This window comes from Segatella hominis (assembly GCF_019249725.2).
GTDB lineage: Bacteria > Bacteroidota > Bacteroidia > Bacteroidales > Bacteroidaceae > Prevotella.
In genome coordinates this window covers 3281255-3303810 of the sequence record NZ_CP137559.1, presented here as the reverse complement: position 1 = coordinate 3303810, position 22556 = coordinate 3281255, and the positions used below count along the sequence as shown (strand labels likewise).

The 22556-nt window shown below is 43.8% G+C and carries 22 protein-coding genes; 3 read left to right on the top strand and 19 right to left on the bottom strand.

Annotated features, from left to right (window positions below; translation table 11 throughout):
- Positions 1-54: 54 nt before the first annotated feature.
- From KUA50_RS13405 to KUA50_RS13385, 5 genes are all read right to left on the bottom strand, one after another.
- Positions 55-2691: a carboxypeptidase-like regulatory domain-containing protein gene (locus KUA50_RS13405; protein ID WP_218455896.1), complete on the bottom strand. Its 2637-nt coding sequence runs from the start codon at positions 2689-2691 to the stop codon at positions 55-57.
- Between the two features lie 47 nt (positions 2692-2738).
- Complete coding sequence (locus tag KUA50_RS13400; RefSeq protein WP_218455895.1) at positions 2739-3581, bottom strand: GLPGLI family protein; 843 nt, start codon at positions 3579-3581, stop codon at positions 2739-2741.
- Between the two features lie 31 nt (positions 3582-3612).
- Positions 3613-4446 (bottom strand): GLPGLI family protein, encoded by an 834-nt coding sequence (locus KUA50_RS13395; RefSeq protein ID WP_218455894.1) that lies wholly within the window; start codon positions 4444-4446, stop codon positions 3613-3615.
- Between the two features lie 37 nt (positions 4447-4483).
- Positions 4484-5314, bottom strand: coding sequence for a GLPGLI family protein (locus KUA50_RS13390; RefSeq protein ID WP_218455893.1), 831 nt, complete (start codon positions 5312-5314; stop codon positions 4484-4486).
- Positions 5315-5849: 535 nt separating this feature from the next.
- Entirely contained in the window at positions 5850-6095 is a 246-nt protein-coding gene (locus KUA50_RS13385; RefSeq protein WP_218455892.1) for a hypothetical protein, read from the bottom strand.
- Between the two features lie 291 nt (positions 6096-6386).
- Here KUA50_RS13385 and KUA50_RS13380 point away from each other — a divergent pair, with 291 nt between their 5' ends.
- Entirely contained in the window at positions 6387-7013 is a 627-nt protein-coding gene (locus KUA50_RS13380) for a Type 1 glutamine amidotransferase-like domain-containing protein (RefSeq protein WP_117830045.1), read from the top strand.
- Positions 7014-7306: 293 nt separating this feature from the next.
- Here the strand turns inward: KUA50_RS13380 and KUA50_RS13375 are convergent, their stop codons facing one another.
- From KUA50_RS13375 to KUA50_RS13355, 5 genes are all read right to left on the bottom strand, one after another.
- Positions 7307-8062, bottom strand: coding sequence for a hypothetical protein (locus KUA50_RS13375; RefSeq protein ID WP_218455891.1), 756 nt, complete (start codon positions 8060-8062; stop codon positions 7307-7309).
- Between the two features lie 32 nt (positions 8063-8094).
- On the bottom strand, positions 8095-9045 hold the full coding sequence (locus tag KUA50_RS13370; protein ID WP_218455890.1) for a relaxase/mobilization nuclease domain-containing protein: 951 nt from the start codon (positions 9043-9045) through the stop codon (positions 8095-8097).
- Positions 9042-9455 carry a plasmid mobilization protein gene (locus tag KUA50_RS13365; protein ID WP_218455889.1) on the bottom strand — a complete coding sequence of 138 codons (414 nt, stop codon included), beginning with the start codon at positions 9453-9455 and terminating at the stop codon, positions 9042-9044. Before KUA50_RS13365 ends, KUA50_RS13370 begins: the two co-directional genes overlap by 4 nt.
- A 184-nt stretch (positions 9456-9639) precedes the next feature.
- Positions 9640-10119: a DUF3408 domain-containing protein gene (locus tag KUA50_RS13360; protein WP_218455888.1), complete on the bottom strand. Its 480-nt coding sequence runs from the start codon at positions 10117-10119 to the stop codon at positions 9640-9642.
- Positions 10120-10132: 13 nt separating this feature from the next.
- Positions 10133-10444, bottom strand: a complete 312-nt coding sequence (locus KUA50_RS13355) for a hypothetical protein (protein WP_318346043.1) — start codon at positions 10442-10444, stop codon at positions 10133-10135.
- Positions 10445-10516: 72 nt separating this feature from the next.
- Between KUA50_RS13355 and KUA50_RS13350 the strand changes: the two genes are divergently transcribed.
- A complete protein-coding gene (locus KUA50_RS13350; RefSeq protein ID WP_008656559.1) occupies positions 10517-10828 on the top strand; it encodes a helix-turn-helix domain-containing protein in 312 nt (103 codons plus the stop codon).
- Between the two features lie 82 nt (positions 10829-10910).
- Positions 10911-11219, top strand: a complete 309-nt coding sequence (locus tag KUA50_RS13345; RefSeq protein ID WP_008145366.1) for a helix-turn-helix domain-containing protein — start codon at positions 10911-10913, stop codon at positions 11217-11219.
- A 239-nt stretch (positions 11220-11458) separates the two neighbouring features.
- Here KUA50_RS13345 and KUA50_RS13340 read toward each other — a convergent pair whose 3' ends face one another.
- The 9 genes from KUA50_RS13340 to KUA50_RS13300 all read right to left on the bottom strand — a co-directional run bounded on the left by KUA50_RS13340 (position 11459) and on the right by KUA50_RS13300 (position 22414).
- The gene (locus tag KUA50_RS13340; protein ID WP_218455886.1) at positions 11459-11821 is read right to left on the bottom strand and encodes a hypothetical protein; all 363 of its coding nucleotides are present in this window, start codon (positions 11819-11821) and stop codon (positions 11459-11461) included.
- Positions 11818-13029, bottom strand: coding sequence for a site-specific integrase (locus tag KUA50_RS13335; RefSeq protein WP_218455885.1), 1212 nt, complete (start codon positions 13027-13029; stop codon positions 11818-11820). Before KUA50_RS13335 ends, KUA50_RS13340 begins: the two co-directional genes overlap by 4 nt.
- Positions 13030-13093: 64 nt before the next feature.
- The gene (locus KUA50_RS13330) at positions 13094-14326 is read right to left on the bottom strand and encodes a site-specific integrase (RefSeq protein WP_218455884.1); all 1233 of its coding nucleotides are present in this window, start codon (positions 14324-14326) and stop codon (positions 13094-13096) included.
- A gap of 905 nt (positions 14327-15231) precedes the next feature.
- Entirely contained in the window at positions 15232-15942 is a 711-nt protein-coding gene (locus KUA50_RS13325) for an ABC transporter ATP-binding protein (RefSeq protein ID WP_218455883.1), read from the bottom strand.
- A gap of 36 nt (positions 15943-15978) precedes the next feature.
- The gene (locus tag KUA50_RS13320) at positions 15979-17379 is read right to left on the bottom strand and encodes a DUF5687 family protein (RefSeq protein ID WP_218455882.1); all 1401 of its coding nucleotides are present in this window, start codon (positions 17377-17379) and stop codon (positions 15979-15981) included.
- Between the two features lie 244 nt (positions 17380-17623).
- Entirely contained in the window at positions 17624-18580 is a 957-nt protein-coding gene (locus KUA50_RS13315; RefSeq protein ID WP_218455881.1) for a glycoside hydrolase family 43 protein, read from the bottom strand.
- Positions 18581-18640: 60 nt separating this feature from the next.
- Positions 18641-19765 (bottom strand): endo-1,4-beta-xylanase, encoded by a 1125-nt coding sequence (locus KUA50_RS13310; protein ID WP_134844011.1) that lies wholly within the window; start codon positions 19763-19765, stop codon positions 18641-18643.
- Positions 19766-19794: 29 nt separating this feature from the next.
- Positions 19795-21198: an MFS transporter gene (locus KUA50_RS13305; protein ID WP_218455880.1), complete on the bottom strand. Its 1404-nt coding sequence runs from the start codon at positions 21196-21198 to the stop codon at positions 19795-19797.
- 13 nt (positions 21199-21211) lie between these two features.
- Positions 21212-22414 (bottom strand): SGNH/GDSL hydrolase family protein, encoded by a 1203-nt coding sequence (locus KUA50_RS13300; RefSeq protein WP_218455879.1) that lies wholly within the window; start codon positions 22412-22414, stop codon positions 21212-21214.
- Between the last annotated feature and the right edge of the window lie 142 nt (positions 22415-22556).

Below are 22556 nucleotides of genomic sequence, written 5' to 3'. Positions count from 1 at the left end.
AACCAAATCTACCGGAAATTCTTTTCAGAAACGGCAGAACTGTTGCCTCCATCATCAAAAATGAAAGAATATCGACATCAGTATTGTCCTACCTCGCAACTGATACTCCTTGCTCGTACGGGTCAACCCAGAATAAACAGTATAACCGTAGGTGCGCTGATTGAAAAGATTAAGCGCAGTCAAACTCAATTCCATACCATTCCTAAAGCCATAACTGGTGGATGCATCGGCAAGAGTAAGATTCTTGTGCTGATGATCTGCTATCTGATTGCGATAATGCTCTCCATGTAATTTGATGAACCATGACTTCAATGGCTGGAAGTTGAAAGTGAGATGCTGGGCAAGATTGGTAGAGGAAGAATCGAAACCCATATTTTTCAATACCATCTTATCCTTATCCCAGTTCAGCTCATAGGTGAAATTGAACCAATCCACAGGACGACCACTCCATTTTGCCGACAACATATAGTTATCAGATGAATAGGCTGAAGGAGAATCGTTCTGACGCAGGAAGCCATCAAACCTCAGATAATCAAAACCTACGCTAACGAGTCCATGCATGAATCCCAATCCCTTACTCACCTTTCCACCAGCCATCAGGTTTTCAGAACTGCTGCTGTTGGAGAAATAGGAGTTGATGATATAATCACCCACAAAATCACGAGCCACCGTAAGATGACTGTCGGACCAGCTCTTGCGGATGTAGGCATTGGCAAAGATGGTAGCAAGAGGACGCTTATAGTTGATGTTGAAGGAAACATGCTTGCTCTTGTCGGCGGTATAATCCACGAAACCCGTATAAAGATTACGGTAATCACGCATCAGCAGTCCCTGATAGAAATTCTGTTCATCCACTTCCCGCTGAGCGATTCCACCGGAAAGCGTAGCCTGCAAACGGGCTGTAAGGAAATAGCTCACGCTGAGTTGAGGAGCAACCTGTGTCTTGCTGGCGTTCTCTTTCGCTCCCATCAACTTATCATTATAATAATAAGGTGTAAAGGTGATAGGCATCTGGAAACGGATATGCCAGCCACCCTGGTTATACTCTGCCTCCGGCGATGCATAGGCACGGAAGAAGGTCATGCCTATCTGATTGCGCATATTTCCCAGAGAATCGGGCACTCCCTCCAGATGACTCTTCATCGTTCTGCTCAATACCTGCAAGCCTACCTTCATCATTACGGTAAAAGGCTTGAGGAAAAAACCGAGCGAAGTATTGGTATGACTGAAGAATGCTGCCGAACGAACGCTTTGATAAGCCGTTTGCTGCAAATTATCAACAGACAGAGAGTGCGGATTCACCATATAAGCATTATACGTGTTAAAGGTATAGGTTCGCTTACCACTCCGATGCAACAGTTCCAGCTTGTCTGATACTTTATATTTCGGCATCTTGACCTGCTGATGATTAGGATAAGAGCCGGCAATATCCATCATGACATCATTCCAGGCCAGGTCGGCGGAAAGCTGATTGGCAACATACGACTTTTCGCCATTCGAAGTCAGCGTAAAGTCGGCAACCAATCTGTTCTGCTTCTGCTTTGCCTGTTCATCCTCTACATCATAAATGGTTGAATCATTCAGAAAATACTGGGTATTACTGAATGAGGAAGAAAGAAGACGGTCGTGGGTATAGACTATCTGAGAAGACAAATCTGTATTTTTGCCTAACACCCAGAGATTATTGGTTGTGAAAACATGGGTCTGGTTCTTACGCACACGGCTGTCTGAAATATCCGCCAGCTGGTCGGGCGTAACATTCACATAATCTTTCAGATTATAAGAATTTCTCATCACTCCAGTGCCATCATCCGAAAAGAGGAGATTGCCTTCACCGGTTACATCCGTACCTATATTATTACTCTTGAAGGTATTGAGCGACTGGGCTTTCTTGGCAAAGCGCATCAACGACATCTCGCCTTCCCAGACATTCAGCTTACCAAACTTCTCCCCTTTCTTCTGCTCCATACCGCCACCTGCCTTCAACGTTCCTACCAGACGACTCTTGGCAGATTCCTTCAGTTTGATGTTGATGGCAGGGTCTTGCGAAAACGACATATCTTCCAAAGCCTTGATAGGTTGATGATTGGTCATCACCTCTACCGAACCGACATCCTTCTGATGGATATTGTTGGTGGCGATGGAATAGCGGCCGCCGAGCATATCATGTCCTTCGATATAAAACTTATTGATTGCTTTGCCGTTATATTTGATTTCTCCCTTATCCGACACCTCCATTCCCGGCATCTTCTTCAAGACATCAGCCAGACTCTTGTCGTTGGCATCGGCAAAGCTTGCCACATTGTAGGAGATGGTATCGCCTCGCTGCCGGATGCTTGGAGCCTTCACCACAACATCCTTCAGCTTTGTAGCCTGCTCCGTCAGGAGCACATGATATTGGGTAGTATCCTTTGATAAGGGGATAACTTTCGTAGCATATCCCATCATTGAGAAATGCAGCACGTTACGACCATCCGGAATAGCATTGAGCGACAGCAGGAAACTTCCATCTGCCTGCGTCTTGGTAAACTTCAGGATTCTATTGCCGGCAGCAGGTCGGATGGTAACCATCACTCCCTGCAACCCGTTGCCCGTATAGGCATCTTCCACCTTACCCGACAAGGTGACTTGCTGGGCATAGGTCAAAGTGCTCATACAGATAAACCACAGATATAAAAACAGTTGCTTCATAAATTATCTTCTTGAGAACCCATTCCGTTCTCTCTTTACGTTGATACTTATTCTTTTTCTATCAGATCATATTTCAGAGCCTCATCCGAACCACCCAGAGATATTCCCGTTGAAGCCTCGTTGATACTGTTCCAATTTTTCAGATACTTATATTTTGATTGCAGGAAATCCTTTCTTGTCGTTTTCTGAAAGCGCTTGAATTCCTTGTCCTGTACCCCAAAAGTAATAGGTTTTGCACTAACCTGCTGCATTCCATTGATACAGAAATAGTATTGCTTTCCCCTATCATACACTTCCATAATCAAGCCAGGGAGTCCGCAGAACTTCCAGGGACCGTCACTTACAGGAACATCCAAAGCAAACCAGGCAGTCCATTGTCTTCCCCGGAAGCAGCAGGTAGCCTTTTGGCATTCATGACCGAGCACCATCTTCGTGCTGTCATTTTCCATATTCCACTCCTGTGAGTTTAAAGCATCCTCATAAAGGTAATATTGTCCCAGCAAGAAGTCGGTAACAGTTATCTTTCCTTGCGGATAATTCTTGTAGATGGTTGCAGACATTCTGCGATGTGGTATGGCATTGTATAATTGCTTTCCTTTCAATCCTTTTCCAACAGCTTCAGTCAAGAAGCTATCCCATAGTTTATCGCCATTAGGAGAAGCCATCAGAGAATCACACTGATAAGTATAATAGCTATAGCATTTTGAACACTCTGCTCCGATTTGCAGATAGAGCAAATCTTCCTTGCGCTGTTGTTCTCCAGACAGCGTATCCGTAAGATATTCATATACATAGCTACACAGCATATTAGCCGTATCTATCTTCTTATTTTGGGCAAAGCCAATAAGATAAAAAGTTAAAAATAGAAATATGAAACACTTTCTCTTCATGATTTCTCAATACTATATATCTATTTATATTTTACAAACATTCTAATGGTTTATATTTCCACTTTTTAGACCCAACTTTTTCTATCTGGGGAATATCAATGCCCTGTAGTTGCGTTTGTGACTGGAAATCTCCAAAAAGAAATATATATTGTTCCTTTAAGAATTTTTCAAATGTAGTCTTCTCAAATTTGTTGTTTCCAACGTAAGTCTTGCTAAAGACAATCGGCTCCTTTGACACCTTTTCCATGCCAAGAAGTTTAAAGGCATGGCTATTATCTTCCGTAGTAGCCTCCATGATCAGTCCCGGCAATCCACATAATTTCCAAGGACCGTCAGTTATTGGAATATCCATAGCAAACCATGCAGTCCAACAATGACCACGATATTGACAGACTGCTTTTTGGCACTCATGTCCCAAGATTAATTTAGAAGAATCTTGTATTACCCAATTCTGAGCATATAAAGTATCTTCATAAATATAATCTTGCATCAGTAAGCCATCTGTTACAGTCATCTTTCTTTGCGGATAGTTTTTGTACACATAGGCTTTCATCCTTTTATGAGGCCACTCGGTCTTACTACCTATCGCAGCATTTATCTGCTGGCGCAGTATTACATCTCTATCAGGAGAAGCAAAAATAGAATCTACCTGCATACTATAATAACTATAGCATTTGGACATATTTTTACCTATCTGCAGCACCAACCAATCCTTGGCTGTTTTTCCAGACAAAGTATCCACTACATAAGTATAATCATATTGACATTTCAGATAAGCCTCATCTATTTTTTTCTGGGCATAACAACATTCTATCCCCATATAGGCTAAGATTGTTAATGCCACCAAACTTTTCATTTTCTCCATAACTTTTCCTTGTTTAAAATAAAGATACTCTTTGATTCTATTCTCTTTCTATCAAGTCATAGTTACGTTTTTCGTCTGACAGACCTAAGGATATACCTGACGTAGCCTCGTCTATGCTATTTTGATTATGAAAATAATTATATTCAGACTTCAGAAAAGTTTTCCGGTCTATCTTTATCCGTTTTCTATTGAAAACATCATAAACGATAGGCGTGCCAGCATCCTTCTGCAATCCCTTGATGCAAAAATATTGCTGTCTCCCCTTGTCATACACTTCCATAATCAAACCAGGAAGACCACAAAATTTCCAAGGGCCATCACTCATAGGAACATCCAAGGCAAACCATGCCGTCCAAGAGCGACCACGGAATCTGCAGGTTGCCTTCTGGCAGTTATAGCCTAATATGCTTTTAATGCTATCACCTTCTACAACCCAATTCTGTACACCCAAGCTATCACTATATTCATAATACTGAGACATCAGATCGTCCGTTACCGTCATCATATTCTGCGGATAATTCTTATAGACGCACGCCGTCATTCTGCGATGTGGAAAAGAATTAGTCATATACCCTTCTCGCTTAAGCGCTTCTTTAAACAATGCACGAAACTTTGCCTTGCCATCTTCTGTAGATTGCAAGGAATCAGACTGGTAAGTATAATAACTATAGCATTTTGAAACATTCTTTCCGATAGAAAGAAAGAGCAAATCCTCTCCTTTCTCATCATTCTTTATCGTATCTTTCGAATAACAATAATAATATGAGCACAAAAATTGCCCATGATCTATAACCTCATTCTTAGCTTGCAACAAAAGTGCATAAAAGAATAATACCGATATACTTATAATAAATCTCTTAACAACCATATTAATATAACCTTTAAGTTTAAAGAGTCACCTTTGTCATTTACTGAGCCCACTTTAAAAAGTAAGGTCTGTTTTAAGTGGATTCAGTTAATTAAAATGATCTCGGTGCAAAATTACCGAAAATTGCTCAAACCGCCAAACTTTTCACATCATTTCTCACATAATATTTATCCCCAATTTATTATGTAAAAATGATGTAGGCTGCATCAGGTAAAAGAGTCTTGCGTTTGGCTGCGTTAGAGCTTTATGTCAAATAAAATAACTCGCTCTAAATTGGACTTTGATTGAAAATCAAGAAGTTGGGCGTTTGCCTATATTATACAGGTAACAATATGGAAACGAGCGGACTTCTGCTCGTTTCTGTATTTTGCAATATGCAAAGAACGCCTTAATTCGGGGACAAAGATACGATATTTTTCTAAATATCCAATGATTTACAAGAGGAATTTTATGGAAATTAGAACTTTTGCGTAAAATCTGATGCTTACCAACACAATATGCATCCAAAAACAAACAGCAGGTATTCGGATATAGTTTATCCGAATACCTGTTGCCATAACGTTTTATTGCTGACGATGATTCTGACATCGGCTTTCATGTACTGTTGCAATATTGGGGTATTTTGTCCCTGTGTGCTCACAGTGGCTGTAGCCATAAAATAGTTGCCATCTTCCCTATGTATGAGTTTGGCATTATGTCTTATGATGTTGCAGTTATAAGATGCATTGTCGTTGCCCTCGAAAGAAACATGAGCTGTCCTTGGCTCATCGAAAAGACGCAAATACTTAAAACATCTTAAAACATTCTTTATCCCCGATTAAATATCGTATCTTTGCAACCGAAAGAGTTCTTTGAATGGTTATGCAAATCACAGCAAGATGCTACATTCTGTATATTTCTAATTCGTAACCTCTTCTTTTTATGAGATAAAAACTTATCTCATTCTCAATTTCTTATAAAAAATAAGTACTTTCGAAGAAAAAACTCTTCAATATTTAGACTTACTGACATAGAGCTGTCATAGAAGACGCTATCTTTGTATCAAAAAGTATTCAACTTAATATTATAAAATATGAAAAGATTATTTTTATGCTCATCATTTGCTGATGTTGCTAATCTATTTGTCGATTGTGCCAAAGAAGATTTGCAAGGGAAAATTATAGCTTTTATACCAACTGCAAGCCTTACAGAACCAATACGATTCTATGTAAAAAAGGGGAAAAAGGCTTTAGAAGAAGCAGGAATGATTGTTGAAGAAGTCGAGATTACCCAACTGTCCAAAGAGGAAATATCTTCTATATTACATAAATGCGATTATATCTACATAACAGGTGGAAATACATTTTTCCTTTTGCAAGAGTTAAAAAGAAAAGGTGTTGATAAAATTATATCTAAACAAGTGAAATTGGGTAAACTGTATATTGGGGAATCTGCCGGAGCAATAATAGCCTCTCCCGATGCAGAATATATGAGAAGTGTGAATTTTGATCCAATAGAAAAGGCTCCTGAATTGAAAGACTGTACTTCTTTAGATTTGGTCGATTTTTATACGATTCCCCATTATGGAAATTTTCCATTCAAGAAAAAAGGTGAAAAGATAGTTCAACTATATAATGAGAAGTTGCAGCTTATTCCTATAAGTAATAAACAAGCTGTTATTATTGAAGATTCAAATATTCAAATTAAAGATGCAAAATGAATAGAATAGACCGTATTTCTGCTATATTGATTCAGTTACAATCGCACTCGTTAGTGAAAGCACAGCAAATTTCAGAACGTTTTGTAGCATAGACGAGATGCCAAGAAAGCATATCAAAGCAGAATGCAGCAACAAGAACGGTTGGCAATTCGTTACCTCAAAATCGGACAATCCTCCCAATGTCCTTATTATAAAGGGATAAAGATTATATTCCAAAATTACACTAAATAAATGAGAGGGGAATGTATTAAGTTTATTTCCCTCTCATTTAGTTTAGTTAGTTTCCAGAAACTTTATTTTGAGCTTTTCATAGCACGTTTTATGCGATTTGATTCTTGCAAAAGCTTATTGGCTATACTATCTTTATAAGTAGCCATTTCAACCATTTCATGATGATGGCGAATAGAATCCTCGTAGGCAGCAACACAATTTCTTACATCATCTATAACTTTCTCATCTCGGCAAACAGAAAAATGCTTTTCGATGTATCGAACATTTGGGTCGTCAGATGGAAGAACCATCTTCAATGCCCGATATTTCAAGTCTGCTACCTCCCAAGCTTGATACTCTCGCCATTGGGCTAGGTTGCCCCAAATGGAGATGACAAGAGATAGAGCCAAGCCTCCAATGAAAAGAAGAACATACTTTGAAGTTGGCTCGAAGCGATGAGTCACTACTTTCTTCAGAGGTGTGTTATCCATTGAGTGAAGTTTGTCCTGCACATTTTTTGATGTGGCATTCAGCTCTTGTTTCACCTGATTAATGGTATCAAACAAGAGTTTGCTTCGCTGTTCATCTTTGCTTGCTTCTTTCTTGGTAAGGTCGGTAAAGATACAGATAGCCTCTCTTAATCTTACCAATTTGTCAATAGCTTCCCCTTCTTTTACAGCCATAGCAAGAATAGCTTTTTCAAGTTTGCTTGTATCAACACTTACAGAGACCGGAGTGCTTTCCGCCTCTGTATTCTTTGGTGAGGCAGAAAGTTCATCGACTTTTTGCTCCACTCTCTCAACTGTGCCGTAGATGGCTTCTAACATTTCTTCTTTCATGTTCGATTCTAATTTTAAGTTTATGACTTGCATCAAAGGCTAAAGCCTCTTCTGCGTTTCTTCTTTTTCTTCTTGGATGATTCATCCTCTGGGAATTGCTCAAAGGTCTGTGCATTGGCAGAAGCAAAAAGTCCTATGGAAGAAATACCGTCCCAAGGGTCCTGGCTGCTCTCCGATATGGATGGCTCCTGCTCATTCTTGCAACAGCCCTGCTCATATTGCTTAGCAGAGCTGGCTCTTGCTGATAAAAGGTTCTCCGTTCCCTCAAATCTCGCATTCAGCTTGCCAAAGCTATAGCCTCGGCTAATCTGCGTACCTTTGAAGCTATATCCATCCTTGCTGAAACGGATGCCTTGTACCTTGGTTCTCTTCTTGTCCTTATAGACTAACTCCAAGAGAACACCTCGCTTTGCAAGTTCATTCTTGAACTTCTGCCAGCTATCTGCAACTTTTAAGGCATCTTTGACAGCATTGTGAATCTCGTATTTTGCACGCTCCGCATTGCGCAATTTGCGAGTGCTAGTCTTGCTCTTGTCAGTTCCGTAGGTCAACCCATACTTGGATTTTAGAGCCTTGGTCACCTGCTCATTACGCCTGTAATCATTCCTGTCTGATATGAGCTTGCCCTCGTTATTGATGCGGTTATACACGATATGACAATGTGGATTGTCGGTGTTGTGATGCCTTACGATGATGAATTGAGTATCTTTTATCCCCATCATCTGCATGTATTCAAGGGCTATCTTAGCCATGAACTCATCCGTCAAACGTGGCTTGTCCTCGGGTTTGAAGCTCAATGCAATGTGTCCCACAGGCTTCTTAATCCTTGGATTTAGCTGCCTCTGTAGCTCGAAACTTTGCGTTATCTCGGCATTCGTGCCGAGTAACACACCATCCGAGGCGATGATTTTCGCCTCGTCCTTGCCTGTAACGTAGCGGACGCAACCACCAAATGAGCTGCCCTTCTTTAGCTTGCCTATCATGTGGTATCCTCCTTTCTGCCCATACTGCCTGGCTTCGGTTTATAACTTGCTTGGCGATACTCGCCAAGGATTGCTTTCAATCTTCTCAACAAGTCCACCACAAATACATGGGTTTCGTGGAAGCCTCTCTGATGCGACAGCTTGGTAAGTTGGTTGAGGTTGTTTGCCATGCCAATGAGGTTCTTAGCGATGGCTACCGTCTCTGCGTTGTGTCCGCTGACCACCTCACCGTTCAAGGCGGACTCACGGATGTATTCCGCCAACTTGCGGTTGGCTTTTCTCGCCCTCAACCTCAATGCCTCGTAGCTTGGCTTCGAGAACTTCACCGTGACAGACTTCGACAGCTTGCGAACCCTGCCTGTGGGCGGTCTTCCGCCCTTTCTCCTGTTCTGTTCCTGCATGCTTGTCATTCGATATACTGTTTACAGTTGGTACACTCACTTTCTGCGACCGTCGGGAGCAAAATTTCTCCGCCCTCATGGTGGAGCGAGGCGTTTTGGGGTTCCCAAAACATAACCTCGCTCCCTCTCAGAACACGTTAGTTGGAACTACAGCCTTTCATCTATCCATGCCCAAGGTCGCAGACCTTAATTCTCACAATTTGCGCCAAGCCTCGAAGTCATCATCATAGAGGCTTAGATGGTGGCGCACGATGTTCTCGATGATGCCCGACACGCTCATGCGCCTCCCTCCGAGGATGCGGACGACACGATCAAGACGGTCTCGTACATCGGAACTGACGAAGACTGGCTTGCGGTCGTCAATCCTTGGAACTTGGAGGAAGGTCTGCTGATACTCCTCCAAAGTTGCCTTGCGCTGCTTGCCGCTGATGCGCTTCTGCGGATTCGGTGGCGATTGAGCCTCGTTCGTCAGCTCGTCCTCCATGTTGGAGGTTGTTGCAGCCACATTCTCTGTCACAACTTCTAAATCGGAGTTCTCCACCTCTTCAAAGAAAGAGCTATGTTTTTGGGCATAGTCTTTACCATAAGTGGATGGTTGAAGCGAAGCCATCACCTCATGTGTCATTTTCTCCTGCTGTTCAGGAAACATTTTCGTTTCTTTTGTTCTTGCCATAGCTTATGCTGTTTTATTTGTTAGTATAGTGGTCACGGTTTGCACCATTGACCGATTGTCGGGTGCAAAGTAAGTGTACTGAGTGCAGCCATGCAACTGATTGGGTGTAACGTGGCAATTTAGTTGTGGCTTGCTTATTTGCATACTGAGATAGTTGTGAGAACTTCAACGTATTTCTCAACTCATCATTGTTCATGTATTCGTTGCAGTCGTGCAAGTTTTTCTTATTGTTTTTGGCGTTGAAGTCGGCAAACCCCGGCAACATACTGCCACAGAAATTGAAAACGCTTGTTTTTAGATTGCCGTGCCTTATCTTTGCACTCACAAACGTGGAGCACAGCATATGCGTGGAGCTTTGCGACATATAACATAGTATTAACTTAGAAAAAAGAAAAGTATGGGATTCATCGTATTTGAGGAAGAGGCATTCAACTATCTTGATGCCCAGTTGGAGAACTTCGTGAAGCGCATGGACAGAATCCGTGAGCGCAGTGAGGACAAGACCATGAACAAGTGGCTCGACACGCAGGACGTGTGTCAGACGCTCAACATCTGCCCACGGACAGTGCAGACGCTTCGGGACAACGGAACTTTGGCTTATACGCAAATCAGCCACAAGACCTACTACAAGCCGGAGGACGTGATGGCTATCGTAGCAGTAGTGGAGGACAAGAAAAAGGACATGCGCTTTCGCAAGCGCACGGGTTAGGCGGTGAATATGCAACAGCCACTTAATCCAATGCAGCAAGTAAACCGAGTAACGTAAGTATCAACAATAGAACGAGACAACTATGAGCAATGAAGTAATGACAAGAAACAGCGAGTGGATGAACCACATCGTGAACCACCTCAACCGAATGGTTGACAATTTTGAACGTGCCGTGATGAACTACCGCCCCATGCTTGGCGGTGAGCGCTTCATGACGGACAAGGAGCTTTGTGCCAGACTGCAACTGAGCCGAAGAACCCTGCAGGACTACCGAAACAACGGTGTCATCCCGTATATCCAGCTTGGCGGAAAGATACTCTACCGCGAGTCCGACATTCAGAAGATTCTGATGGCTAACTATCGTGAGGCGTACAGAATGAAGGGCTTGTAGGAGAAATACATGTCCTTGATGAGTGGGGTGAAATGAACAAGGCGACAACGTATAACTTACCGAGCGTGGTTGTTATAGGTTGTCGCCTCGTTTTATTGGCTATACCGAGTTGGTCGTGTTTGCCGGGTGTTCTCCGTATGGTCTGTATAAAATCTAATACCATGCTAAAACACTGCGGTGGCTCGCCCAAGTGGCTGGAGGCGCAAAGCCTCCAAGGAACGTTGCTTTATATGGCTGTTCTATGCCATTGCGTTCTCTGTAAAGATACAGACCAGTTTAGTGCGGCTTGTCTGCTTGCCGATGAAGGACTGCATAATGAACTCCCGAAAGGCTCTGCTCTCAATGCTGTCAATACGGAAGGCTACCGCAATGACGAGTTCAAGGCTATACACATCATAGCTGATGCGGTCGTTCTTCCTGACATGACGGCGTACACCCTGCTCTTTCAGAATGCCATCCTTGAATATAGCCTTGACAGCCTTGCGCACATAGCAGCCGAATACATTATACATGTCGGCAATCTCCTGCATGGTCATCCATACAGTATCGGTCGGCATGGATACCGTTCCGCTCTCGCTGATAGTTATAACTCCTCTGTTCATTTTCCAATAGTTTTTTCGTTCGACAATCTGTTCCTTTCTCGCTTGGCAATAAGCTTATCCATGTCATTTGAAATCTTCTGCTCCGTCACCTGCGCATAGACCTGCGTGCTTGTGATGTCTGCGTGTCCCATCATCTTAGCTATGCTGCCGATGGGAATGTCCTCGTTGAGCATCAAGACTCCGAATGTATGGCGGCTGGCGTGGAATCCCAACTTATTACTTATGCCAAGCACCATTCCAAGGGTATGCACATCAAGATAGATGTCTTTCTTCTCACCCAGTGGAAAAACAGGCTTGCTGTCGTCCGTGGTATTGTAGAGCGAAAGAATCTTCTCGGCTATCGGATGGAGTGGCACGAAGAACTCCACGCCTGTCTTCTCTCTTTCCTTGCGGATGAACTTCCTACCCTCGGAGTTCTCACTGACATGATGAGGATACAGTTTCTTTACATCTATATAGGATAAGGAGGTGAGCGAGGCAAAAATGAAACATCTGCGTGCAAGCTCCGTTCGCTCGTCAGCCATCGGGGTAGAGAGCATCTTGATGAAGTCTGCCTTGCTGATATGGGTCATCTTCGGGGCTGCCTCCTTCTCATACCCAATCTTGGCTATGGGATTGAAGCGGATAATACTCCTGTCCACAGCCTTGTACATCAACATGTTCAGCCAGAGAAGGCAATGGTTCACGTAGCTGTCGGTGCGTCCCTGTTCTCGCTTCAGGAATAGTTTGTATTCCTCCCCGAAATTCTCGTCTATGTCCCCAAAGGCGATGTCGTCCTTATCCAACGAATGGACAAAGTCTCTCAGGTTCTTCTGCCATGTCCGCTTGTGCAGAAAGGTTTGTCTGGCTTTTGCGGTTCGATACCATTCCACGATGGTATCACCAAAGCTCAGCAAGAACTTTCCTGTCGTGTCCTTGTCCTTCAACACTGCCTTCAGCATTTCCACGGTGATGATGCCGTTGGTGGAAAGAAGTGAGTTGTATTTATCCTTGACCTCAGCAAGGAAACCTGCCAATCGTCCGTTGTCCCTTGCGTTCCGTACCTCTCCCTTCTTGGCATTCCACTCCTGTGGGGTACAGGATATGCCTGTGGAAATGGCTGCACTTTTGCCGTCAACGGTGATGCGGCAAAGTATGTTGGCTGTTCCGTCTGCCTTCACCTTCTGTCTGTTGATGTAAGGCAAAATTGAAAATGTACTTCTGCTCATAGTTGTTGTCCTTATAATATAATAATGTAGTTGAAACTGTAAAAAGAAAAGTTGAAAGCCTTGTTCATAATGCGAGAATAAAGTCCTTCTCGGTTGCAGCGATGAACTTGTCCATGTCCTCAAACAGCTTCTTTTGGGTTACTCTCGCATACCGCTGCGTCATCTTCACATCCTTGTGACCGAGCATCTTGCAGATGGTCTCCATCGGCACACCAGCCTCCAGCGTAATGAGGCTGGCGAACGAGTGTCGTCCCGAATGGTAGGAATAGGTCTTGCTCGTTTCCGCCAACTTGCAGATGGTGATGAGATCGATACGAACACGATTCGTGCTCAGCAATGGGAAAAGGGTATCTCTTGCCCCGTCCTCGTATTTCGCCATCAGCTCCAACGCCTCGGGCAGGAGTTTCACCCTGGCAAGTGTTCCGGTCTTCTTGCGGTTATAGATGAGCCATTTGTCGCCATCCTCCAACACCTTGACATTGGCTTTCGTGATGGAAACGGTGTCTATGAAGGCTGTTCCTGCATAGCAGGCGAAAAGAAACAGGTCACGGCTAACAGATAGTCTCGGCTTGTCTTCGGGCAGTTCCACATCACGGATTTTTATGAAATCAGACATGCTGAGAGCCTTGGGTGTCGTAACCCTTGGAGTGCCAACCCGATAATGGGCGAACAGCAGGTTCTTGCACAAGCCTCGCTCAAAGGCGATGCGGCACATCTTCTTGAAGAGCGACACATAGATGGTGATGGTTCCTGATGAAAAGCCTTTCTCGTCAAGCAAGTAATGGTGAAAGTCACTGATGAAAGGCTCGGTCAGCTGTCCGAAAGCCAAATCAGTCAACCTATACTTCTCCCCGATGAACTCAGCGAGATTCTTGCGAATCTTTCTGTAAGTCCAGACACTGCTCTTCGACATATCAATGCCCTCATGGGTGCTGAGTTCACTGATATGCTCGTCCACGAAGGAGAGAAGGGTGGTCTGTGTCTTGACGCTGCCCTGCAAAGCCTCCTTGACATCCTTAGCCTCGAAGTCCGTTCTCTTTTCCACAAGCACATCGAAAGCCTTTTGGATGGAAAGCAACAACTGCCCGATGTCCTTGTTGGTTTCCACGGCTTCCTTGCTCTTGCCCTCCAATCGGCTGGCACGAGGATTCCAAAGCGATGGAGTGCAAGACAACTTGCAGGAGAACTGCGCCATAGTCCTGTTCACTGTGATGCGTCCCATGATGGGAGCTTTTCCATTCTTGTCCATTCCGCTCTTTTTTAGGTAGAGCAACACCTTGAATTTTTCGATTTTCATAACGCTTACATTTAGAGTGTGCAAATATAATCATTTTGTAAGCGTTCCTTGATACGCAAAATATTGAGAATCAGCGCAATAAAATCCGTTGATGCACAAAGTTGCCTTTCCGTATTGTTACCTGCTTTGCATAGGTAACTGTGGCTCACGATTTAGTAACTGAACTACTTCAATATTCCTCACTCGCTTGCTTTATGCCGATTTGGCAACTTTGTGCAAATCTACTCATTCCCAACTGTTTACGTTCCAACCTCTCTTATTCTCCTTAGGCTGCTTTAGAGCTTTATGTTAAAAAAATATAACTCATAGTTTTATGACTCCTAAGTCTATGAGTTCCGAAGTAGAAAACATAGAGATAAAAAGCAAAGAAAAGAAGTAAAATGAACCTTATTTTAATCTTTCAAGCACCCAATAGAAAGCTACTCTCAAAAACACCCTTCACCCTTCACCTTTACGACGTAAATCCCTATATATAAAGCGTTTACAGCGGTGAAGGATTATGATAACCCTTCACATCTCGCAACCCCAGTGTTTATCGGGGTTTCAAGCGAAAAGGTGAAGGGTGAAGGGTAAAATCGAGAGTAGGTTTTTTCTCACGCAAAAACAACTCAGAAAGCATCTGCCGAATCGTAATTACAGTCCTCTTGAAATTTATATCACGACGCATTATTTTTTGCCTGGCTATGGCACAATATTGCCCCAGTTAAGGGCAACTTTGTGCCATTACCAGGCAAAAAGTGGAATAAGCCTTCTTTCGCATTTAAATAGGGCTCATTCGTTGATGCCCCATGCTTTACAGACAGAGAGAAAGAACTGTTTTTTTAAAAAAAAGAATCGCCAGGAAGCTATTCTGTAGCTTCGCTGGCGATTCTGAGAGAGAGATTTATTTATGTAATATCGTGTTCTTATTCCGCCTGAATACCGAAGTACTCGTTGAGTTCGGCGATGGCAGCGCCATCAGCATTCGGAAGATCCTTCACCAACTTGCCTTTCTCCAGCAGGAGGATGCGGGTGGAGATGTCGGCAACGAAGTTGAGGTTATGGCTGGAGATGATGACCGTGGTGCCCTGCTCCTTGCAGATACGCTGAATCATGTGGGCGATAGTCATCTGAGAAGAAGGGTCAAGATAGTTGAATGGCTCATCCAGGAGAAGAACCTTCGGATTGATGATCATCGCTCCGATGATACCAATCTTCTGTCGGTTGCCCTGAGAGAAATCACGGAGATACTTCTTGGTTCCCATGATTTCATCGTGCATAAAGCCCTCAAACTGCGCCAATCGCTCCTGCAAGGTTTTATCGTCGATGTTATAGACATCAGCGATGAAATCGAAGTATTCCTCAGGGGTGAGGAAGTCGATGAGGAATCTGCCGTCGATGTAACTGCCGGTATATTCCTTCCAGGTTTCACTCTCGTTCACCTTTTGTCCATTGCTTTCCACGAAACCATCATCAGCCTGAATCAGGTCGAGAATCAGACGGAGCAAGGTAGTCTTGCCCGCACCATTATTACCTACGAGTCCTATCAGCTCGCCCTTTGCAACACTCAGATTATCAATATCGAGTACGGTATTGCCATTATATATTTTCTTGAGATTCTGAATCTTGATATCCATTATTCTAATGTTTAATGTGTAGTATTTAATGTTTACTTAGCTTTCCATGAACTTCTCCATGCGCTTATACTTGTTCTTCTCGAAGATGGCAGCAATCTTGGCGATGAACAATTTGTGGATGGCGATGCTGAAGACTGCCAGCGCTACGCAGGTAATAAACCATGCCGTCTCACCGAAGAAATGATAGACAGCACAGACGCCAGCCAGTGGGAAGAGGAAGGCGATGGCATAAAGATTGATCTTCAGATTCGCTCCCTGCATGCTGAACATGGAAGTCTGGAATATCTCCAGACGGGAAGAGAAGAGTGCTGTAGGCAGATTGAAAAGATTGATGAACACCGCCAGACAGAAACCGCCGATGAGCACCTGGATTCCGATTCCAGCCTGCAGGAAAAGGAATGGAAGGGTGAGCAACAAGGCGACAGCACTCACTACCATATAATAATAGAAGCAATTCTGTAGCATCTGCTTCACCTTTACCGGCTTGGTCATCAAACCATGGAAGAAGTTTGCCTCAATACCAAAGGTCCATTGCGACAACACCACCGATGGCAGCAGGATGGCACCCGCCACATAGAGGGTAGTCATAGCCACCTTATCCCCTATTTCCTGTCCCGCTTCTGCTGGAAGCAAGGCAAAGAGATAGGCATCGAAGAGGAAGATGGCGGTAATCATAATCACCATCGTACGGACACGCTTTGCTCTCAACGTACCGATATATTGCAGACTGAAGAGGTTGATATGTCTGAATCCACGGAACTTGGAAACCTTCTGTTTCTGCTCGTTATAAATCTTTTCGTGATAGAGATAGGCGGTAAGTCCGGTAAATACCGCTCCTGCAAGGAAGAAGAGACCTATCCATCCCATATATACCGGGAAGAAGGAAGCCACAAACATATATCCTATCAGCACGGCAAACATTCCCATCCATCCCAATATCAAGGGCCATTTCAGAATCCACTCCGTAGCCTTACGGTAACAAGTGATATAGATACCGTTGATGAAAGAGAACTCCAGGAACAGGAAGAAGCTGGCTACAACCTCACTTGCCGGCAGGAGATAGATGAGCACAGGAAGCGTAAGTACCGGAAGCACATAGTTCCAGAAGCTCACGAGATTGGTAGTGAGCAGGAACTTGTTCCAGATTTTCTCTGGCACAGGGCGCGACTTCACGTAATCATCCATTGCCGTAATATCCCGCTTCATCACCATCTTCATGATGATGTCTGGAATCAGCATACCGATTACGATGCCTGCACCCAATAATGCCGGCATATCTTCTCCCTTCAGTTCTCCTCCACTCTCGGTGAAGCTCTGGAAGAAGCTGAAGCCCACCACCACATACAGGAAGATGATGTAGCAAGCCACGAAGGCGTCTCTCTTGCGGAAGTTACGGCGCTGTTGCAGCCACCATAACCTTAACAGTAATTTCAACATAATTCTTTCATTTCATTGGTTTATGGGTACAAAGGTAAACAAAAAACTCAGAATTCTATAACAAAACGAAAGAAATAACTTAAAAATAACATGAGATAAGAAACAATTTGCAAGAAGAACAGAGAAGTTATAAGAGAAAAAACAAAAAGCAGCATCTTCGGGATGAAGATGCTGCTCGGTTCTAAACTAAAACTAACTCATGTATCAACTATTCTCCAAAACTATTAAAACCTAAAAATCAATTCTATTTTACCAGCAAGATGTTACCCTCCTCATCATAGAAGAGAGGAGCCACCTTTACGCTGCGAAGCCAGGTTGTATCATTTGATGGCACGCAGTCGTGATGGAACAGATACCACTGTCCCTTATACTCACAGATGCTATGATGGGTTGTCCAACCTACTACAGGCTCCAGGATAACGCCCTTGTAAGTGAACGGACCATAAGGATTATCACCTACTGCATAGCAGAGATAATGAGTATCACCCGTAGAGTAACTGAAGTAATACTTGCCCTTATACTTGTGCATCCAGCTAGCCTCGAAGAAGCGATGCGGATCATCGGCTGGCAATACCTTACCCTCCTCGTCAACAATGACAACTGGCTTTGGCATCTCAGCAAACTGCTGAACATCATCAGTCATCATGGCTACACGGGATGGCAACGGATTCTCCTTACCTTCAGGGAGATGCTCATTCTTCAGAGCCTTGTTGTCCTTATACCACTGAAGCTGACCGCCCCAGATACCACCGAAATAGCAGTAAATCTTGCCATCATCATCCTTGAACACGCAAGGGTCGATGCTGTATGACTTGCGGATTGGGTCGGCATTCGGAACGAAAGGACCTTCAGGCTTATCAGCCACAGCCACACCGAGATGGAACACACCATTATAATCCTTGGCAGAGAAGATGAGATAGTACTTGCCATCCTTCTCTACTACATCGTTGTCCCACATCTGCTTCTCAGCCCATGGCACATCCTTCACATCGAGAATCACGCCATGATCGGTTACCTCGCCTTCCATCACGTCGTCCATAGAGAGAACGTGATAGTCCTTCATCTGGAAGTGACCGCCATCATCGTCGAAGCTTTCGCCGCTGTCCCAGTCATGGGATGGGTAAACATACAGACGACCGTTAAACACATTGGCAGATGGATCTGCCATATAATCCTTTGGGAACAAATATCTTGCTTTCATTGTTATTTTTATTTAAAGAGATTGATGATATTATCTTAAGAGATTCTATTTGAAGAGATCTTATTTAAAGAGATTGAAGATTTCCTTCACCACTGGCTTCACCTCGTTGTTGCGGTCGATGAGCAGTGGATAGTTGGTTCTGCCAGGGATAGGCCAGCCATTCAACCAAGAGTGACCATCGTTGACACCCCAGAAGGTTACACGGCTGATGACATCCTTGTGACGCTCTACAATCTTGAAGAGATCGAGATAACGCTGGTTGAAGAGCTTCTGCGCCTTCTTGTCAAGTCCCTTCACGTATGGATTGTACTTCTTCTGAAGTTCAAACTTCTGACTGATTTCCGCACCGCCGAATCCTTCCGGATTAGGAAGCATGTTCATATCCAGCTCAGTCAGCATCACCTTGACACCTTCACCAGCAAAAGCCTCGATGCTCTTCTCATACTCAGCATAGTCAGGATAATCAAAACCATTGTGGCTCTGCATACCTACAGCATCTATGCGGAGACCCTTCGCCTTCAAATCGCGAACCAGTTTGCAGATAGCCTCTCGCTTAGCCGGTTTCGAAGTAGAATAATCATTATAGTAAAGTTCTACGTTTGGATCAGCCTCATGCGCAAAGCGGAAAGCCAACTCGATGAACTCCGGACCGATAATCTTATAATATAAAGACTTGCGGTAAGAACCATCATCCTCGAATGCCTCGTTCACTACGTCCCATCCCTTTACTCTACCTTTATAATGAGTAACCACGTTCATGATGTGGTTATACATTCTGCCGATGAGCACTTCACGGCTTACCAGATTACCCTTATCATCGGTAAACATCCACTTAGGTGGCTGAGAATGCCAAACCAGGCAATGACCTATCAAGGTCTTGCCGTTCTTCTCTGCCCAGTCAGCCAGCTTATCGCCATCGGTAAAATCAAAGCGATTCACCTCAGGATGATTCTTCTCACCCTTCATGCAGTTTTCGGCAACCACCTGGTTGAATTGCTTCTTCACCACCTCTTCGGCAGCAGGATCCTGTCCGTCTGGCAGGAAAGTATTCACGGCAGCTCCAACCAGGAAGTATTTGCCCATGGTTTCCTGGAATGTAGGAATCTCGGTAGCGTTATTCGCCTTTTGGGCAAATGCTGTAGAAGCAAGCATCAAGCCCAATGCAAAAGTTGATATTTTCTTCATGTCTAATTTTTATTTTTCTCATTTAAATGTTACTTTTCCTGTTTGTGTCGAGCCTCAATCTTCTTGTTGATATCATCGATAACCGCATCTGTCAACTCATACTTCGAGATGATGAAGATGGCGAGCAGCAACAAGGCGGCTGGAATGACACATACCAACCAGAGAATACCCTCCTGAGCCTCAGGAGTCTGCTCCACGGTCTTCGGATTGTAAGCCACGTAAGCAAGGATGGCTGGAGCCACCACACTACCCAAGGTCATACCCGCCTTGAAGAAGATGCCCGTCAAGGCATTCACGATACCTGCTATACGCTTGCCACTCTTATACTCTCCATAAGAGATAACCTCAGGAACAAGAGCCCACATATAACCCGTAGCTACAATAACACCCGTTGACTTAACAAACTGGGCAATATAGACGAGCATCATACTTGGCTGTTCCATCTTTGCTACCAGATAAAGGAATGCCATACCCACGATGGCGATGCCCAGGAACACATAGAACATGTTCTTTTTGCCGATTGCCTTCTTGATCATAGGCACCAGTGGCATGAAGATGAACGATGGTGCCGAACCCAAGCCCATGAAGATGGAAAGCTGCTCGGAGGTGCCATGAAGGTTGCTGTTCATGAAGTAAGCTCCTGCCGCATTGCCGATAGACATCATGGCGAAGGCGGTGATGAAGAAGAAGGCAATGATACGCAAAGGACGGTTGTGGAAAAATTCCATCCAAAGGTCGCTTATCTTCACTTTGGCACTCTCCTCGGCATTCATTACCACACGCTCCTTACACTGTGAGAAACAGAAGAGAAGCAACAACAAACCAATGACGGCATAGATGGTCATGGTGGTAAACCAAGCCACTGGATCCTTAGGCAAACCATCCGACTGCTGGTCGGTAAAGTATGCAATGAGCAATGGAAGGCCTGAACCTACAGCCAAACCGCCACAGTTTGCCATAAACATACGAACTGACGTCAACACCGTGATTTCATCGGTATCACGTGTCAGCGATGAGTTCAATGCTCCATAAGGTACATTGATAAATGTATAGAGCAATGTCATGGCAATGTATGTGATATAGGCATAGAGCAGGGATGGCGCAAAGCCATTCCAGAAGCAGAGGATGGCAAAGCCCGAAAGTGGGATTCCTACGAATACCAGATAAGAGCGATACTTACCCAACTTAGGATTATGCTTGTCGATAAGGGCTCCTACAATAGGATCCCAAATCACATTTGCAACATTTCCTACCGTAAACATCACGGAAACGTCTACTGCATCGAGTCCATAGATGTCGGTATAGAAGAACAACAGGTACATACATGTTGTCTGAAAGATGAGGTTTTGTGCCAAGTCACCAGAACCAAATCCAATGCGCTGTAACCAGCTCAATTTACAGAATCCCTGAGATTCCTTAGATGTCTGTTCCATATTTTTATTCTTTTTATTTCAATTTATCTGCAGCAAACTTACCCATTGCTTCATATCCTTTTGGATTAAGATGCAACCAATCATCCGAATAATCGGGTTTTAGGCGTTGTGGGTCTTGCGGATCACGTGTCAACTCATCAAAATCAATGATTTCATCGAAGAAGCCACCCTTTCTTATCCACTCATTAACAGTTTGTCGTATCGCCTCATGCCAAAAAGAATACCAACAGTTCCCCTTTGTAGGAGTTATAGTTGCACCATACACTTTGATACCCCTTGCTTTTGCTTTATTTATTAATACTTTATAACAAGCAATCAAAGTATCAGCAATTTGCTCGTAATTTTTACTACTACAACCAATGTCATTGGTTCCTTCGAAGATGATGAGCTTATCCACACCTGTCTGCCCCAGGATATCACGGTCGAAGCGCTTCATTGCAGGTTCACTCAGTCCCCCTTCTACCACACAGTTGCCTCCGATTCCCAAATTCAAAACTCCGTATGGTCTCTCTTTGTTCAATGCATCCGACAAGAAATCTGTCCAACGGTTCTGATGGTTGGTAGTACTTCCACGGCCATCGGTAATAGAGTTTCCGAGGATAGCCACCACAGGAGTAGCCTTATCGGTCTTCACATCAATGGCAGAAAGATTGTACCAGTGATCCACCTCCTCGCCATCATCAAAACTCTTATCCATCGGTTTAGGAGTACGATGCAAACCGTTTACTATATAAGATGTAGTGCGAGATCCACGATGAGATGTTGCATTCACTGGAGTCTGCTTGCCATAGTCGATGGTAATCGTGAGGCGCTGTCCACTCTTCAAGGCATACTTCAAATCATCAGAGAAGATAGCCTTGCCTGGAGCGATGGTTACATTCTTCTTGCCATTAAACTTGAGATACTTCACGGTCTTACCATTCACAAACCAGTTGCTGTCCTTATCGGTATCTGCAATATACACCGATTTGATTTCTACCGGCTCCTTACTCTGCTCATTGCTGAGCTTCACTCTGAGTTCCTCTCCGCCAAAAGATACATGAACTACTTGTCGGCAAGAGCGGTTACTCAAGCTCTCCTTAGGCATGTCACCCTTTCCCGTCCACTCTACTGCTGTTGCCCAAGAACCTTTCCATACATTCTGTGCAAATGTCATCTGATTCTGTGCTGCGAGCAAGAATGCCAAAGAAAAACACTTTATTATCCGCTTTATCATTGTTACATTGTTACTATGTTTTGGTTCTATTTTGCTGTTGACGCTGCAAATATAGCAAAAACTATTGAAACTACATACAATTAATGGTACCTAATCATTTCTATTTGTTTCATGGTACGGAAAAACAAAGAAAAAGATAAAG

Coding starts and splice junctions, on each gene's coding strand:
- KUA50_RS13405 (WP_218455896.1), bottom strand. CDS start 2,691: ATGAAGCAACTGTTTTTATATCTGTGGTTTATCTGTATGAGCACTTTG.
- KUA50_RS13400 (WP_218455895.1), bottom strand. CDS start 3,581: ATGAAGAGAAAGTGTTTCATATTTCTATTTTTAACTTTTTATCTTATT.
- KUA50_RS13395 (WP_218455894.1), bottom strand. CDS start 4,446: ATGGAGAAAATGAAAAGTTTGGTGGCATTAACAATCTTAGCCTATATG.
- KUA50_RS13390 (WP_218455893.1), bottom strand. CDS start 5,314: ATGGTTGTTAAGAGATTTATTATAAGTATATCGGTATTATTCTTTTAT.
- KUA50_RS13380 (WP_117830045.1), top strand. CDS start 6,387: ATGAAAAGATTATTTTTATGCTCATCATTTGCTGATGTTGCTAATCTA.
- KUA50_RS13375 (WP_218455891.1), bottom strand. CDS start 8,062: ATGAAAGAAGAAATGTTAGAAGCCATCTACGGCACAGTTGAGAGAGTG.
- KUA50_RS13370 (WP_218455890.1), bottom strand. CDS start 9,045: ATGATAGGCAAGCTAAAGAAGGGCAGCTCATTTGGTGGTTGCGTCCGC.
- KUA50_RS13365 (WP_218455889.1), bottom strand. CDS start 9,455: ATGACAAGCATGCAGGAACAGAACAGGAGAAAGGGCGGAAGACCGCCC.
- KUA50_RS13360 (WP_218455888.1), bottom strand. CDS start 10,119: ATGGCAAGAACAAAAGAAACGAAAATGTTTCCTGAACAGCAGGAGAAA.
- KUA50_RS13350 (WP_008656559.1), top strand. CDS start 10,517: ATGGGATTCATCGTATTTGAGGAAGAGGCATTCAACTATCTTGATGCC.
- KUA50_RS13345 (WP_008145366.1), top strand. CDS start 10,911: ATGAGCAATGAAGTAATGACAAGAAACAGCGAGTGGATGAACCACATC.
- KUA50_RS13340 (WP_218455886.1), bottom strand. CDS start 11,821: ATGAACAGAGGAGTTATAACTATCAGCGAGAGCGGAACGGTATCCATG.
- KUA50_RS13335 (WP_218455885.1), bottom strand. CDS start 13,029: ATGAGCAGAAGTACATTTTCAATTTTGCCTTACATCAACAGACAGAAG.
- KUA50_RS13330 (WP_218455884.1), bottom strand. CDS start 14,326: ATGAAAATCGAAAAATTCAAGGTGTTGCTCTACCTAAAAAAGAGCGGA.
- KUA50_RS13325 (WP_218455883.1), bottom strand. CDS start 15,942: ATGGATATCAAGATTCAGAATCTCAAGAAAATATATAATGGCAATACC.
- KUA50_RS13320 (WP_218455882.1), bottom strand. CDS start 17,379: ATGTTGAAATTACTGTTAAGGTTATGGTGGCTGCAACAGCGCCGTAAC.
- KUA50_RS13315 (WP_218455881.1), bottom strand. CDS start 18,580: ATGAAAGCAAGATATTTGTTCCCAAAGGATTATATGGCAGATCCATCT.
- KUA50_RS13310 (WP_134844011.1), bottom strand. CDS start 19,765: ATGAAGAAAATATCAACTTTTGCATTGGGCTTGATGCTTGCTTCTACA.
- KUA50_RS13305 (WP_218455880.1), bottom strand. CDS start 21,198: ATGGAACAGACATCTAAGGAATCTCAGGGATTCTGTAAATTGAGCTGG.
- KUA50_RS13300 (WP_218455879.1), bottom strand. CDS start 22,414: ATGATAAAGCGGATAATAAAGTGTTTTTCTTTGGCATTCTTGCTCGCA.